The organism is Nostoc sp. ChiQUE02, assembly GCF_034531305.2.
Classification (GTDB): domain Bacteria; phylum Cyanobacteriota; class Cyanobacteriia; order Cyanobacteriales; family Nostocaceae; genus Nostoc.
Genome location: NZ_JAVRBN020000021.1, coordinates 94,902 through 111,242, shown reverse-complemented (window position 1 = coordinate 111,242; position 16,341 = coordinate 94,902). Strand labels below are relative to the sequence as shown.

The 16,341-nt window shown below is 41.8% G+C and carries 9 protein-coding genes and 1 pseudogene; 2 read left to right on the top strand and 8 right to left on the bottom strand.

Features of this window, described 5'->3' with window-relative positions:
* Positions 1-640 precede the first annotated feature (640 nt).
* Together RM347_RS21415 and RM347_RS21410 are read left to right on the top strand one after the other, a co-directional pair.
* Positions 641-2,029, top strand: coding sequence for a CHASE2 domain-containing protein (locus RM347_RS21415; protein ID WP_322718341.1), 1,389 nt, complete (start codon positions 641-643; stop codon positions 2,027-2,029).
* A gap of 18 nt (positions 2,030-2,047) precedes the next feature.
* Complete coding sequence (locus tag RM347_RS21410; protein ID WP_322718342.1) at positions 2,048-2,809, top strand: DUF928 domain-containing protein; 762 nt, start codon at positions 2,048-2,050, stop codon at positions 2,807-2,809.
* On the opposite strand, the gene RM347_RS21405 is transcribed toward RM347_RS21410, so the two are convergent.
* The 8 genes and pseudogenes from RM347_RS21405 to RM347_RS21370 form a co-directional block, all read right to left on the bottom strand.
* On the bottom strand, positions 2,806-5,736 hold the full coding sequence (locus tag RM347_RS21405; RefSeq protein WP_322718343.1) for a CHAT domain-containing protein: 2,931 nt from the start codon (positions 5,734-5,736) through the stop codon (positions 2,806-2,808). The genes RM347_RS21410 and RM347_RS21405 overlap by 4 nt on opposite strands.
* 112 nt (positions 5,737-5,848) lie before the next feature.
* The gene (locus RM347_RS21400) at positions 5,849-8,527 is read right to left on the bottom strand and encodes an S-layer family protein (protein ID WP_322718344.1); all 2,679 of its coding nucleotides are present in this window, start codon (positions 8,525-8,527) and stop codon (positions 5,849-5,851) included.
* A gap of 183 nt (positions 8,528-8,710) precedes the next feature.
* Entirely contained in the window at positions 8,711-12,520 is a 3,810-nt protein-coding gene (locus tag RM347_RS21395) for a filamentous hemagglutinin N-terminal domain-containing protein (RefSeq protein ID WP_322718345.1), read from the bottom strand.
* A gap of 341 nt (positions 12,521-12,861) precedes the next feature.
* Positions 12,862-14,700, bottom strand: a complete 1,839-nt coding sequence (locus RM347_RS21390; RefSeq protein WP_322718346.1) for a ShlB/FhaC/HecB family hemolysin secretion/activation protein — start codon at positions 14,698-14,700, stop codon at positions 12,862-12,864.
* Positions 14,701-14,809: 109 nt separating this feature from the next.
* Positions 14,810-14,929, bottom strand: a pseudogene (locus RM347_RS21385) (IS630 family transposase); the annotation flags it as partial.
* A gap of 61 nt (positions 14,930-14,990) precedes the next feature.
* On the bottom strand, positions 14,991-15,365 hold the full coding sequence (locus tag RM347_RS21380) for a hypothetical protein (protein WP_322718347.1): 375 nt from the start codon (positions 15,363-15,365) through the stop codon (positions 14,991-14,993).
* 22 nt (positions 15,366-15,387) lie between these two features.
* A complete protein-coding gene (locus tag RM347_RS21375; RefSeq protein ID WP_322718348.1) occupies positions 15,388-15,915 on the bottom strand; it encodes a type II toxin-antitoxin system VapC family toxin in 528 nt (175 codons plus the stop codon).
* Between the two features lie 292 nt (positions 15,916-16,207).
* Entirely contained in the window at positions 16,208-16,339 is a 132-nt protein-coding gene (locus tag RM347_RS21370; protein WP_322718349.1) for a hypothetical protein, read from the bottom strand.
* Positions 16,340-16,341 lie beyond the last annotated feature (2 nt).

The window sequence follows — 16,341 nt, the reverse complement described above, 5'->3', positions numbered from 1 at the left end:
TCCTAAAGTAGTATTTATACACGCTTGCAAAACTTATATTCATTATTGAATATAAGTTTTTTAATCTAGGATGGACTTTCCCTCGCTACATTTACAAACTTCAGTAATTTTTTAAGGGATAATTTATTACAGTAAATAACTTTAAAAGCAAAATTTTTAATTATTAAGTTACTTATCCCTCTTCTGTCACTCTCCGAGAGGGCGATCGCTAGAAGCCTGATGAGGCAATCAATGCAAGCTATACTATTAGAAAAAATGGGTCTTGTATTTGTTATTAGAAAAGAATTGTGCGTAGGCGTAGCCCGTCGTAGACATCGCTTGCTATACAAAAGCTCTAGAATCCAGAAATGGCAAAAGTTTTCGGAGAGTGACAGAACAGGGATAATATTTTAGAGATAGCTTAGAACCCAGGGCGGCCGCATCTAAATTACTCTTGATCGCAACGAAAGTTAAAAACCAACGAAAAAATCGGGATTTCGCGTTTAATTATTTTTTAAGACCCAAAGCGATGCCTGCGGTGGGCTTTGCCTACGCCTAAATTTTTCGCAATAAACAAACATACAAGTTCTGGTAAATAAGTTGGTATCGAAGCCAAAATTCCCTCTCATTGCCTGTTGGTAAACCTTTCTGGAGGTGTCCGATGGATTTTACCACCTTAATTTCAGCACTAGCAGGAGCTGCTACCGCATTAATAACAGTTTTACGATTTATGCGGGACACAGGAAGTACAGGAGAACTCTCAAGGACAAACGGAAAGGAAATACCTCTGCTACCTATGAGGAAATTCCAAACTGCATTCCTAGCTAGTGTAATAATAGTTGGTTTGTTGATGGGGTTGGTACGACCTTTAGGAATATTGCAGCCATCGGAGTTGACAGCATTTGATCGTTTGATGCGATCGCGTCCTACCGAACAACCAGATCCTCGCCTACTGGTAGTCACAATTAACGATGACGATCTGGAATATCAAGATCAGAACAAAATGGAAAGGGGAATTGCGTCGTTATCCGACAAAACACTTCAAACACTTTTACAGAAATTAAATCAGCATCAACCGCGAGTCGTTGCTTTAGATACTTTTCATGAATTAAGTATCAATTCCGAATTTTCATATTTACAAGAACAACTCAAGAAAAACGATAACTTAATTCTTACGTGCAGCATTGGAGGTATAAAAGCTCCTCCGGCAATTACACCAAAACAATATGAACGCCTTGGGTTTAGTAACATCCCCGAAGATGCGGATGGGGCGATCCGTCGCCAATTCTTTGGGATGCCACCTAGCTCGCAGTGTAATACAGATCAATCATTCAGCCTACGGGTTGCACTTAGTTATCTGGAAGCGGAAAATATCTCACCGATCCAACAAACTTCAGATGAAAGTTTACAAATTGGCAAGGTGATTTTCCCAAAGTTAATTTCAGATACTGGTGGGTATCAGTTACCGAGGTCAGAAGAACGAGGCAGCCAAATTCTCCTCAATTACCGAACACTGGAACCTGATAACTCAATTGCCCAGCAAATAAGCCTGACAGATATCCTTGATGGTTCGCAAGACGCTAAACTACCAAGTCTCGTTAATAATCGCATTATTTTAATCGGTACTACTGCCCCTAGTTTTAGGGATTTTCATATGACTCCCTATGGTACAGAAATGCCGGGAGTGTTAATTCAGGCACACATGGTAAGTCAAATTATTAGTGCTGTGTTAGATCAGCGCCCCTTGTTGTGGTGGTGGCCACAGGCGCTAGAAATTATCTGGGTTTGGCTTTGGGCAGTCCTCGTAGGGATATTGATTGAGTATTGGCGATCGCCACTTAGTAGGGCGTTAATTGTGGTTATAGCGATCGGCATTTTATATGGACTGTGTTTTTTAGCTTTTACAAAGGGTGGGTGGTTTCCACTTATACCCACGGCACTTGGTTTGATGCTAACTGGAGTGTGTGTAGTAATTGCCTTACCGTATGTGCAAATTACTACTACTACTCCTACTAATCCTACCACTCCTTTTACTCCTACCAATAGTTGATAGTTTTTAGAAGAAATTATGAGTATCAAGAAGTTAATTTTTTCCAAACATTCTCTTGTTATCTCTCTATCTTGGGTCATGGCTGGCTTGACTAGCTACCCCATTTCGGTACTCGCAGAATCTACTAGCTCAACCATAAATTCCCCCTTTTTGATCACACAATCATCTCAGAAACCAAAACTTGATTTTTCTTCTACAGGTAGACCAAATCGACAAACAGATGCTGCTAGCCGTGGCAATTGTGACGGAATAGAAAAAAAAGAACTAACTGCTTTGGTGCCTAAAGATGGAGGATTAACCATCTCTGAGTATCCTATATTTTGGGTTTATGTTCCCAATGACCTAAAAGATATTAGATATGCTGAGTTAGTCTTGCAGGATGAAGCTGAACAGAAAACCATAGAAAGAACCCGATACACACTGCAATCAACACCGGGGTTTGTTAGTGTTACTGTGCCATCAAAACCCAAAAATCCACTCGAACAAGGTAAAATTTATAATTGGTATTTTCGCCTTGTTTGTAATAGTGGAAATAGTTTTGATGTCGGTGGAACAGTGGAACGAGTAAGTTTGAGTTCTGCTGCTACTAATGATTACCAAAGTTTGTTAAATAATAAGCTTTGGTATGATGCGTTGAATAATTTAGGTGAACGTCGTCGTCGCAATCCCCAAGATCCAACTTTGAATAAGCAATGGGCTGATTTATTAGAAGCTAATGGTGTTGGTTTAGAAAGGCTTACTCAAGAGTCTGGTTTTGGTACTGTAGTTCCGCAAAGTTAAAGCCAATTTCCTACTAAAACAAAGGGGGCCCAATAATAAGGGCGCTCCCATTTTTTATTGGGATTCTTTAACAGCGCTAACTGAGCTTGCTGGAGAGCTTCAGCTTTATTGATATTTTTTCTGCCATTGGCATGAACTAATTCCCGATAAAATTCACCCATGAATTCAGATGTAGACTCATCATTTACTGACCACAAGCTGGCTAATGTACTCCTTGCTCCGGCTCGCACAGCAACACCAGCTAGCCCTAAAGTGGCGCGACTGTCTCCTGTGGCTGTTTTACAGGCACTGAGAACTAGTAGTTCAATAGAAATGGGTTGATTCGTCTGACCTGCTCGCAGTAAGCTATCCAAATCTTTGATTTTAATCAAGTGATCCCAGGTAGCAATAAAAGTCTTTTCGGGATCAGAGTTAAACTCTCCGTGAGTTGCTAAGTGAACAATAGTGTATTTGGCATTTGCTAGATGCTCTTGCAGTGTAGCTTTGAGAAAATCCCGATCCAGTAACTTTTCATTGTTTGGCACTTCCTTTTGAATTTTTTTTAATTCATCAGGTACAAAATTAAGATTAGAGAATAATTGATTTTCGTCAGGAAAACTACGCGGTTTACTCATGCCAGCAAGCATGGCACTTAGGCGGACATCTGCTAAAGGGCGAGGACTGATCAGTTGAAGACCAGGGGTAATAACTAAAGCATATTTTTGTACTAAATATTCCTGACTGGCGCGATCGTAGAGAACTGCCATCGGAATATTTCGTAATAGACCATCCAAGACAAATACTAAGGTTTTGACTTTACTATCAACTAGCTTGTTTTGTGCTGGTTTAATTAACCATTCGTATGTTTGCTGAGATAATTCCTGAATTTCATCAGCAAAGCGTGTTTTATCGTCGAGACGCTCTATTAATTGTGTTAGGTTGTCTTGTAATTGTGCTTGGGTAACTGTTGTAGTGTAGTGTTCTAAGTTTTCTTGCCCCGGCAATTTGAGAATTAACTCTAAGCGATCCGGCAAGGTAATTGTATATAAAACTGCTGCTGCTGGAGTAGCTCGATCTACCACTCGATCAATCTGTTGTGGTTTAGCTTCAATGCAAGCATCTCGAAAGTAATCATCCAGTTCTGCCAGCTGAAGTGCTTCAATTGCATCACGAGCTTGTTTGAGGTTTTTTTGGTTAGAGTTATTAGCTTGCAACAGTAAATCGACAAATTCCCGATAAACTGGTCCTACACTGTCTCGAAACGTGTATTGTACCTCTGGATTAATTACAGTCAGGTCTTTACGCAGTGACTTGAGAGTTTCAACGGCAGCTGTATACGCTGCGATCGCTCCTTGTTGGTTCTCCTGAATTCGCCGCAGTCGTCCTAATTGCCATTGCCAACGATAGGCAATGTGTGGTGCATCAAAAGCCGAAACGAGCTGTAATGCTTGTTCAGTTAACCTTTGAGCCTTTGGTATTTTCCCAATTTCTTGGTTAACTCCGCCTAAATAACCCAAAGCATAGGCTTCTGCTGACTTGTCTTGTAAAGCTTGAGCCTGGTTGCGAGCAATGGTGACAATTTTTGCAACATCTTCCCATGCAGGAATCAGTGCAGGTTGCAAGGTATTACCCCCAGTGTTAGTTGTTTTTTCTTGGGTTGCACCACATTGCTGAAGTAGAGGAGATGAAAGTTGAGATGCTTCTGGATTTACTGCTGATTTCAGACAGATGAGATTTTGTGCCAAATTTATTTGAGCATAGATAGCTTTGTGGCTAATAGGCAATTTATTTAGTTGGGGTTGGATTTTAGGCAGTAGTGTTGATATATCAGACCATTGTTGAGTCTGGATTAAAAGACTGAGTAAATTTAGTTCTGCGTTAGTCCTAGTGTTTGCATCGGTGGATAACTCAGCTTGGTGATAGCAGGCTGCTGCTTGTTGGTATAGTTCGGCAGCAGTATTATTTGCTCCTGCTATGCAGTCTTGAGATGATGTGAATGTAATTGGCGTGGGAATAGTTTCTGTTTGGACTTTTTGATTACCCAGAGAAAGCGCTGTATTACCTAAACTGAGGTAGCTTGCAGCCAAGTTTTGAGTATCGCCTAATTGTTGTGCTAATTTTACACTTGCTGTCAAAACCAGTTGGGACTGTTCCTTGTTACCAATGACTCGTAAAACATCACCGAGGCTACGTAATCCCAAGACTTGTAAAGATGCTAACTTTCCTGTCTTTGAAAGTTTTGCTGTCAGGCTTTGTAGCTGTTGTTTTGAGATAATCAAGTTTTGATGCTCAAGTTCTAAAGCTGCTAATAATGTTTCACAAGCTCGGCGATAAAGCCCTAATTCTTGCATTGCCTGAGCTTGGTTAATCTGATTCTGGATGAGTTCCTGTTTATTGCCGATATTTTTATATATATCAGCTGCCTGTTGCCAAGTTTTCAGGGCTGCTTGCGATCGCCCAACTCCTAGTTGTAGCTGTCCTTGAATATCGAAGGTTTGCGCCTGGATGCGGCGTTGCGCTGGTGTTTTTTCCTGAGTTTCTACGAGTTTGAGACTAGTAGCGATCGCCTGCTTTGCTTCATCCCATTTACCCAGTTGTTGCTGTGTAAGCGAAAGATTACTCAAAGCCATTGCCTGATTGAGCTTATCCCCTTGAGCAGCAAAAGCTTCAGCCGTTTGTTGCCAAACTAAAGCCGCCTGCTCAAACTGTCCGGTAGTGTAGAGTTTTTTGGCTTGTTCTACCAGTTGTAAGGGATTTTGCTGAGTTTGAACGATGACAGTTGATGCAGAGATTTGGTGAGCAACCAGAGGAATGCTCAAGGAGAGGACAAATAAGAGTATTAATAGGATGAGCGATCGCCTTTTGCTGACTTTAGGCGATCGTTTGGTATATAGTCTTTTGACCAGATTTTGTAATCTCTGAAATAGGTTAGACAGTTTGAAACTCATACTCTGCCTTCCTTGTCAATCTTTTCTATAACTTAATAGGCTACAGACGCAAACCTGGAAATCTAGATGAAATCTGACTTTCTTAATTACGAATTACGAATTACAAATTAGTTCAAGGTACTGGACAAACATCTGAATTAAGGGGACGTTGCGAACCTGTGCCTGTGGGGTCGTATGCTGTAAGCATCACCTCACCCTTTTTGTTGAATATCCATCCTTGTGCAGGCACAATTTTTTCCAAAGTTTGAGTTTGATTAACTACAGAAGAATCTAAATGAATTTTAGGTGTCTGCCGTTGTAGATTCCTTGATGGTGCTGGCTCAATCAAATCAACCTGGACTGCATCCGTATTGAAAGTTTCAGTAGGTCCGGGTGGAATTCCTCCACGTCCCGTAATCACAAATTTACTGCCAAGACCCCGCGTACAAGGATTTTGGGAGATTAAAGCAGCCGGATCAATAACATTGACAGGGAATTCTACAATATTTTTGGCAGGATCAAAAGTGGGAAGCTTCAGAGTGATTTCACCATTGAATGTGGGAGAAAGTTGAGAGATAGCTGTAATGTCACTTTTTGATGTAGGATACTTGCGAACTTCTAGCCCAAAAACCCTTTTTGCGGTGATGTTGATGGCTCCACCCTTACCTCCAGAGGAATCAGCAGTGATGTTGCTATCTTCATTAGGGATAGCAACTAGGAAGTCAGTGTTAATATTCATATTGCCACCTTTACCAAGGCCACGAGCAGTACCTGCGGTCGTGGAAATTTGACTGTTGCGACGTAGCAGAATCAAGTCTGGCACTTGCAGCGTGATATTTCCGGCATCTTCAGAAGCTGCCTTGGCATTGATAGCGGCTTTATCTACTAGGCGGAGGGTATTGGCAATGATGTCGATGTTACCTCCTATTCCCATACCATCATTATCTGCTGAAATGCTTGCACCATTTCTCACACTCAATTGGTCAGCTTTAATAGTTAAACTGCCGCCCTTGCCTTTGGGTGTATTAACTGTTCGCGGATCTCTTTGAATACCAACGAATATACCCGTGGAATAGTAGTTATTAGCGTTGGGTGTGTTAGACACGTCAATGTCGGAGGCCTTAATAAACAAACTGCCTGCATCACCTTGACCAAATGTAGCTACCTGCACTTTACTGCCATCACTAACACTCAAGCGTCCAGTGTTGATGGTCAAATTACCGCCACGTCCCGTACCATTGATATCAACTTGAGCAAACAAGCCACCGGGATATCCTTTTTCATTGCCAGGTATCTCGCCATTCAGGTCTACAGACTCAGAGGCGTGAACAGTTAAATTTGCTGCATTTCCTTTGCCAAAGGTAGTAGCTGACACTTGCGAATCTTGAACATTTAAATGCTTGGTGTCAATTGTCAAATTTCCTGCATCACCTTCACCATAGGTATTAGAAGTTACTTTTGCTCCATTCCGAACAATCAGCTTATTTGTTATAACCTTTAAATTTCCAGCATTGCCCGTACTAGTAGCCCCAGTATACAAACCGCTTCTATACAAACCGCTTCTATACAAACTGGCTCCTGTAAGATCCGCGTATTCGGAAGCTTGCACAGTCAGATTTCCTCCGTTTCCTCCGCCAAAAGAATAATTTCGTATATATGCACCATTGGTAGCAATTAACTTCCCTGTGTTAATCCTGATGTCTCCAGTTGAACCAGTACCTTGAGCTTCAATGGATAAGCTACTGGCATACTGACGATCTACTAATTCTCCAATCAGTTCTACAGAATTTGAGGTGTTAACAATAAAATTCCCCCCTGACTTTGAACCTTGGGTAATAGACAAAATTGCTGAACCGCCACGTAATAAAAGATGCCCACCTTGTACTTGGATTTCGCCTCCACCCTCACCGCTTACATCTACTAAGGCTTTTTGAGACAGTTCTATATCTCCGAAATGTTGCACGCCGGAATATCCCAAGGCAAAACCAGAGTCATTTTGGTTAAGAGTAACCAAACTGGGTGAATCCACACTCCCTAGTTCTATTCGTCCTGACTCAGCTGTGAGACTACCACCCTCTAGAGCTATATCACCACCTACCAACGCCAGAGTTTTCCCAGATGGTATCTGGAGACCTAAACTATCAGGTCGAATAGTTGAGCCTGTATTTGCGTAACTGAGATGATGACCCGACCCTTGCACGAGAATTTTCCCGCGAAGCTCACCGAATTGTAAACCCACAGGAATACTTATGGTCAGCAGAGGTGTGGTTTCGAGAGCATTGACGCTGAATTTTGTGCCATCGGCAAAATTCAAGCTAGTGGCTGTGCTAGCTAGGAAAGAACTTTTGATATCTAATTTGGCATCCCGACCGAAAATAATCCCATGAGGATTAATAAAAAATAGGTTGCCATTACCAAGAACACCAAGAGTACCAAAAATATTGCTAGGATTTTTACCTGTAACCCGACTGAGAATGTTTTCGATTCCAGCAGGATTGGAAAAATAGGCTTTTCCTTCTTGACCAACATTAAATTCACGAAAACTATGAAAAAGGTTTGCTCCCCGACGTGCACCGCCATTAATTAGATCGGTGTTGGCATTCGAGTTGACAACTGACTTTTCAGTACCGAGACTATTATCAGGAATTATCTGCCCTTTGGCGGTGTCTATAGAAGCAAGACACCCTAAGGTACCTAAAGGTAAGCTGATGACAAAGAGCGATCGCCATTTGCTGACTTTAGGCGATCGGCAGTATACTATTTTGACTAGATTCTGCAATCTCTGAACTAGGTTAGACAGTTTGAAACTCATATTCTGCCTTCCTTGTCAATATTTTCTAGAGCTTAATAGACTAAAAATCCCAAATTAGGCTACAAAAGCAACTCTGGAAATTTAGATAAAATCTGACGAATCTTAATTACCTAGCTTACTTACCGCAGGATATTACGTAGCTTGCTTCTCACCGGAGGCGAGTATTATGGATTACGAATTACTTCAAGGCACTGGGCAAGAATCTGGACTGAGAGGACGTTGAGAACCTGTGCCTGTGGGATCGTAGGCTGTGAGCATCACCTCACCATTTTTGTCGAATATCCATCCTTGGGTAGGCACAATTGGTTTGGTAACTGAAGATTTAGTTTTCTCTTGTGCACCTCTGCGCCTATGCTCCCCTGCTCCCCTGCTTCCCGCAAGTGCAGGCTCGACTAAATCGACTCGCACAGCGTCACTGCTAGTTGCGTCATTGGGGCTAGGTGGTAAGCCACCGCGTCCAGTGATGATAAATTTGCTGCTTACACCCCGCTGACAGGGATTTTGACCAATTTGCTCAGAGGGATTGACTAACTTTACTTGGGGAATTTCTGACGGCTGAACCTTTAGGTTTGGTTCTATCTTTAATTCTCCCGCAGCACTGATAATACTGTCGTGAGAAACAAGGACAACGAGTTTTCCATGCAAGTTAGAAATTTTGATATTGCTGCCTCCTTTTTGTGAAGTGGAGCCAACAGTTCGAATTTTGCTACTTCCATGTAAAACTAGTGTCTCAACCTTAATGTCAATATTACCTTCAAAAGCCGGGCCTGTATTGCTGCCAATAGATGATATATTACCTCGACGAATTAATAAGATGTCACGTACTCCTAGGACAATATTCCCGCCTTTCCCTATTGCAGATTCAGCTGGAAGACTTCCATTCTTGTTGCCACCTGTAATATATATGTCTACTTCTTCTCCCTGAACAAGGTTGCTGGCACTGATTTTAGCACCATTAGTAAGAGCTAGATTTTTTGTAGTGATATTAATGCTACCAGCAGCAGCAGAACTAGTGGCTTCCTTGTCCACAAAGCTAAAAGCTCCGCTAGAGAATCCATTCCTTCCTACTCCATCGAAGGATACGGTATCAGCAGCAGTAATATTAATCGTACCTGCTTTTCCCTTACCACTCCCAGGTATACCAACATAAAGTCGAGCGCCATCAGTAAGATTTAAGTTTTTTGTCTCGATAGTAATGTCACCACCATTGCCTATGGCTGTATTTTCCACACGGCTTAAAGCTCCACTGAACAATTGATTGCCTCCTACTCCCTTAAACTCAACGTTATCAGCACCAGTAATCGTAATATTGCCTGCATTCCCTTTACCAAAGGTACTAGCATTCAGCCGAGCGCCATTAGTAAGATTTAAGTTTTTTGTCTTGATGGTAATGTCACCACCCTTAGAATTATCCTTAGCGGTTTTTTGCACAATGCTAAAAGCTCCGCTAGAGTTTTCATTGCTTCCTACTCCGTCAAAGTTAACTTTATCAGCAGTTCCTACTCCGTCAAAGGATACGGTATCAGCAGCAGTAATCCTAATATTGCCTGCATTCCCTATTCCAGAGGTACTGCTATTGATCTGAGCGCCATTAGTAAGATTTAAGTTTTTTGTAGTGATATTAATGCTACCATCACCAAAACTAGTGGCTTTCTCGTCTACATAGCTGAAAGCTCCGCTCAAGAATCCATTCTTTCCTACTCCGTCAAACTTAACGTTATCAGCAGTAATATTAATCGTGCCTGCTTTCCCTTTAGCTTCTTTAAGTAGACCGACATACAGCCGAGCGCCATTAGTAAGATTTAAGTTTTTTGTCTCGATAGTAATGTCACCACCATTGCCTATGGCTTTATTTTCCACACGGCTTAAAGCTCCACTGAACAATTGATTGCTTCCTACTCCGTCAAAGGATACGGTATCAGCACCAGTAATCCTAATATTGCCTGCATTCCCTCTTCCCAAGGTGCTAGCATCCAGCCGAGCGCCATTAGTAAGATTTAAGTTTTTTGTCTCGATAGTAATGTCACCACCATTGCCTATAATATCTGTATCGTTCACAGCGCCATCAGTAAGATTTAAGTTTTTTGTACTGTTGTTAATGTCACCACCATTGCCTATATCTGTATCATTCACAACGCTAAAAGCTCCGCTCGAGAATCTATTCTTTCCTACTCCGTCAAACTGAACGTTATCAGTGTCAGTAATATTAATCGTGCCTGCATTCCCCTTACCACCTGGAAGTATACCGACATACAGCCGAGCACCATTAGTAAGCTTTAAGTTTTTTGTAGAGATATTAATGTCTCCACCATTCCCCTTACCTTCCGCTTCCACACGACTCAAAGCTCCACTGAACAATTGATTGCTTCCTACTCCGTCAAAGGATACGGTATCAGCACCAGTAATCCTAATATTGCCTGCATTCCCTCTTCCCAAGGTGCTAGCATTCAGCCGAGCGCCATTAGTAAGAATTAGGCTCTTTGTACTGATGTTAATGTTACCACCATTACCGTTACCTGTATCGTTCACAACACCATTAACAGTACCCGTATCGTTCACAACACCATTGCCGATACCTGTATCGTTCACAACGCTAAAAGCTCCGCTAGAGAATCCATTGCTTCCTACTCCCTCAAACTTAACGTTATCAGCGTCAGTAATATTAATCGTGCCTGCTTTTCCCTTACCACCTGGAACTATACCGACATACAGCCGAGCGCCATTAGTAAGATTTAAGTTTTTTGTAGAGATGTTAATGTCTCCACCATTCCCCTTGCCTTCCGCTTCCACACGACTCAAAGCTCCGGTAAATATAGATATAGTGTTTCCTAGATAATTTATAGTGCTGCCTACTCCCTCAAACTTAACGTTATCAGCGCCAGTAATATTAATCTTGCCTGCATTCCCTTTACCAAAGGTACTAGCATTCAGCCGAGCACCATTAGTAAGATTTAAGTTTTTTGTCTTGATGTTAATGTCTCCAGCATCGCCGATCGCACCAACATTTACAACATTTTCAACTTGACTACCTTGATTTATTGTCAAATTGTTCAGAGTATTTAACGTAACATTTCCAGCTTTACTTCCAGTGCCAAAATCTGATGCTCTTTTGCCACAAATTGGAGCTGCTCCAATCCCAGCACAGATAGCACTATTTTCCAAAATATTTAAATCTTGAGCATAGATGTTAATACTGCCTCCCCCTCCAGCAGTCACATCTACTTGAGCGCCATTGGTAAGTAATACATTGCCTCGTGCTACACCATCAGCAAAACTCAAGCCACCATCGCTAGCCAATCCAACGGTTCCTTCTCCAGCTAAACTTCCTAAAGCAATTTGTCCTCCTGCTGCGGTCAATCTTCCCCGATCTAAACTAATGTCCCCACCTACAAGAGATAAATTTTTCCCTGGACTGACCTTAAGTCCCACACCATCGGCTACAGACTGATTAGTGATACTCCCTGGATTTTCTCGAAATCGCAATCCAATAGGAATATTAATCGCCAGCATGGGTGGTACTTGCGGATTGATGGCACTAAATTCCAACCCACTATCAAACAATAAACTGTTCGCTGTACTAGCCAAGAATGAACCGCGCATATCTAAACGCGCATCTGGCCCAAATAAAATCCCATTAGGATTTATGAAAAATAGATTGGCGTTGCCATCTGCAACACCAAGTGTTCCGAATATATTGGAAGGTCTTCCCCCTGTAACCCGACTGAGAATGTTGTCAATTCCAGCCGGATTGGAAAAATAGGCTTTTCCTTCTTGACCAACATTAAATTCCTGAAAACTATGAAAAAGGTTTGCCCCCCGACGCGCACCGCCATCAATTAGATCGGTGTTGGCATTCGAGTTGACAACTGAATTTTCAGTACCGAGACTATTATCAGGAATTATCTGCCCTGTGGCGGTGTCCATAGAAGCAAGACATCCCAATATGGCTAGGGGTAAAGTGATGAGAAAGAGCGATCGCCTCAGTCCTTGCATACTCTCCAACCTCTGGAATATTAGTTAGGAAGGCGATGGTAAATTTCAACTATTTCACAGAAGGTTGATTAATGCTGAGATTGAAAGTTTAGTTGCCTAATAAAAACATCCAATCAGTCAGATATTCACTACCAATAAGAATTTTTCCCCACAACTCAAATAACAAGATTGAACACTTACGCATCGTACATCTGTACAGTAAGTAATATCTATATCTCCTCCATCATTCTTTAGTCTCATCCCACTTCTGTTCCTTTTGATAGAGATTAATCTCCAAATCTTGTTTTTCCTTACCTTGATAACGTCTCTCAACAAAGTTTTTTGTGATTAAAATAACTTGATTAAAACGACTTAACATTGATAGAAAAAGACAATCCATTTTCTTGCAATGAATTGTTACTGCCATCAACACCAATCAATGGTACTCCCCAGTCAAGGCGCATATTTAGCCAGTCTGACATTTGCCACTGCAAGCCTAAACCTGTTGACAGCAAAGTATTAGAATTTAGCTCAGAGTTTGCGGAACTATTCCAACCAACGCCAAAATCAACAAACGGAGTCAGGTGTAAAACTCCTTTGATTTCTGGTACTCGTAAAATTGGTAATTGCACCTCAGCAGATAAGAAAGCACCGTTGTCAGTTAGTAGTAAATCTTGGCGATAACCCCGGACACTCCCCAAGCCTCCGATCGCAAATTGTTCTAAAGGTACAAGTTGGCGTGTCGTCAATTGTAAATCTGAGCGCAGCACTAACAATGTCTCTGGAGCCAGAAGTCTGACATACTGTCCTTGTCCCCGCCAATAAAAAAAACGACTGTCTGGCGGCTCATTGTTAATTGTGGCGTTAAACGCACCTATCCCTAGATTGAATTGTGAACGTAAAGCAAATACTTCTGTGGAATTGCGACTCGTCCATTCTTGAAAAAATCGCAATGCAGAAATGCGAGTTCTGCCATTATCATCAGCACCTGGGGAAATGGGAAAATCTAATCCCAACAGAGATGTTTTACTTTGTTGTTGCGAGAAGGTCAAACCTATAGCAAATTCTTGTCTGGGAGTTTGCAATAAAGGCTGCCGTAGGGTTATTTCCAAAGATTGAGAATCACCTAGAATATCGAGGCGATCAAAAGGTGGTTCAATTACCTGAGTGGTGCTTGTGCCATATCCTACTTGTAGTGTACCATTCCGGGGATTGATGGGGATGGTGTAGCTAATATCGTAGGAATTACTACCATCAGTATTGCTGTAAGTTGCCCTGAGTTTATCCCCCAAGCCGAGTAGATTACCTTCACTCAATCGAAATCCCCGGCGAATGCTACCTACACTGGGGGCGCGACTATTATCAACAAAAAATTCTCCCTCTAAAGAATCAGCCTCCTTGACGGTAACTTTCAGGAGGCTTAACTCTGGACTTGTCCCCGCAGATAGTTCGGCGGAAATATTTTGAATGAGAGGGTCGAGTTGTAATAATTGTATGGCTTGCAGCAAGCGATCGCGATTTAAAGGTCTGCGGGCAGCGATCGCTAACCGACTTTTGATATACCCTGGATTTAACCGACTTGTGCCTATTACCTGAATATCTTCTAAACCACCTTCTACAATTTGAACTTTGACAACAGCCCGATCTTTGGGAAAACTTTGCTGGGCTGGAATGACTGCACCAGAATTGATATACCCAGCATCGGTATACAATTTGGTAATAATTGCCTCTACTTGTAGTAGTTCTGTAAAGGGAATCGGCTTGCCGATAAATGGCTGAGTTACTTTCGCCAATTCTTCATTACTAAAAGCAGTATTACCAAGAAATTCAAACCTTTTAATTAGAATCGTCTGGGGTATTTCGGGGGGTGGTAGGGGTGTAGGCAGACTGGGGGTTGGTGTTTGCAGTAAATCTTCGTCAGCAGGTGGCGGGCTTGGCTTTGCCGGAGGTTCAGGGATTGTTGGCCTAACTGGGGAGGGAATTTGAGTTAATACAAAGTTGTCTTCCTTTCTAGAAATTGGTAGTTTAGTTAAGTAATCAGACGATAAAGTATTTTTCGTCTGTGCTTCTCTCATTTGCCAAGTTTTTGTTGGACTAGCAAGAGATTTACTGCTGCTAAAAACGCTTACTGTGGTTACTATGATAATTAACCAAATTTCCTTTAAAATTTTTTTCAATTCCCCTCCCGTTTTATTCTTCATCAGATAAAACCGCTAACAACATCAATCAGTTGGTTTGGATAGATCCATAGCTAGGGATTAGGCTATGGACAAAACTTAACCCTATAGTCGATATTTTTCTATAGGATTCCTATTTGAGTTTTGAATAAATTCCGTACATCTGAAGGGATGCAAAATCAAATGTAGTGTGTCGAATAAACCATTCAAACATCCACTTCAAATGTGACAATGTTGGAATCAAATACCTAAAACTCTGTATTTTCTAAATGTGTAAACCTTATATCTATATTTAAAGTTGACAAAAATTATTTTTATTTCAATCCATCTATTGGATGATAATTTTTAAGAAAATAATTATAAAATTTAATCGCTAACACCGTACTCTTTCCTATCAAACTCAACAGCTTTTCTTCCACAGCAGTCAAATACGGTCGCTTCAATTCCCCCAAGTGCTTCAGCACAGCACTTGGGGCATCTTCTAAATTCTCGTTTTCCTGTAACCTATGAATGCGATCGCAAATTACCTGCATCTGCTGGCATTCTTGGGGCAAGTATTCATAAGACTTCAAATGCTGCACCCCAACCGTCAATTCTCCATCCCATAGCCTCACAGTACAGCTAAAGTCGTTTACTTGAGTAACAATCGCCCAACAGCCGCCTTCGCCCCCCAGTTCTGGATTGTTCAAGGTTTTGAACAAACAAAAGATATCATTGCTGTTGTTCCCAATCTTCAATCGTCAATCCACTGACACGACTGAATTCTCTGGTGTTGTGTGTGACTAAACCATCTGTGGTTATTTCCGCATTCTGTAAACAAATGGTTGACAAATTCTCCATAACTGTCGCCGCAGCAATTTTATAGGTTGCTGCCATTCGTGTATAACCAAACCGTGAACGGCAATACTCCTCAAAGGTTTTGTGCGTAGAGCGATATAATCTGCGATCGCAAAGTTCCATCAAAGCCTTTCCTGCCTCAAAAAATGCCCGCTCCACTTTCCTCTCCAAGTGCAGGCGTTCGCCCTTGGCGTTGGCGTTCGCGTAGCGTGTCGCAGACAAGCCATCGCTTTGCTCCTCTTGGGTCAACTCTGTTACTTCAACAGCAGTAACTGTAATTGTTGCTGTAGCTGGGTTTTCTTCTTGCGAGATATCCTCAAGGTCTTGGTCATTTGGTAATGTGCTGTCATCAGATGCGGCAGGGGTGGTTTTTTTCCGTCTTCTAGAAGGTGGTTGGTTCATACTTCCACCTCCTTTAATCCGATGCTATTTGCTTTGAGTTGATTGCAACGTAAATGTTGGATGTAACTGGCAACTGTGTAGACCTAGCCTGCCGCAGGCATTGCTTATTGAGAAACGGTGAAGGCAGAGCCAGAAGATGAATGCATTCACAATTCAGCATCTTCTTCAGGCTCTACAGCTTCATAAAGGTCTTTTGGTTCACAATTTAGTAACTCACAGAGTTTTGCAACTCGAACGAACATTTTGACTCCATCACGGCTTTTCTCCCAGTTACGAACCGTCGAGTCTTAGTCTAAACACCAAATACTAACAATGTTGCTCGACCACAGGGAGTTTTACCGATAACCTGGGTAAAATCATCGTTCCAGATAAATGCTCTGACCAAAGCTGCTGATGAAGATGAAGTTTTTCGTCTTCTTTCCACTC

Bases quoted from the DNA above. Each gene is read 5' to 3' on its own strand.
- RM347_RS21405 (WP_322718343.1), bottom strand. From the start codon at position 5,736: ATGAGTTTCAAACTGTCTAACCTATTTCAGAGATTACAAAATCTGGTC.
- RM347_RS21410 (WP_322718342.1), top strand. From the start codon at position 2,048: ATGAGTATCAAGAAGTTAATTTTTTCCAAACATTCTCTTGTTATCTCT.
- RM347_RS21400 (WP_322718344.1), bottom strand. From the start codon at position 8,527: ATGAGTTTCAAACTGTCTAACCTAGTTCAGAGATTGCAGAATCTAGTC.
- RM347_RS21390 (WP_322718346.1), bottom strand. From the start codon at position 14,700: ATGAAGAATAAAACGGGAGGGGAATTGAAAAAAATTTTAAAGGAAATT.
- RM347_RS21395 (WP_322718345.1), bottom strand. From the start codon at position 12,520: ATGCAAGGACTGAGGCGATCGCTCTTTCTCATCACTTTACCCCTAGCC.
- RM347_RS21375 (WP_322718348.1), bottom strand. From the start codon at position 15,915: ATGAACCAACCACCTTCTAGAAGACGGAAAAAAACCACCCCTGCCGCA.
- RM347_RS21415 (WP_322718341.1), top strand. From the start codon at position 641: ATGGATTTTACCACCTTAATTTCAGCACTAGCAGGAGCTGCTACCGCA.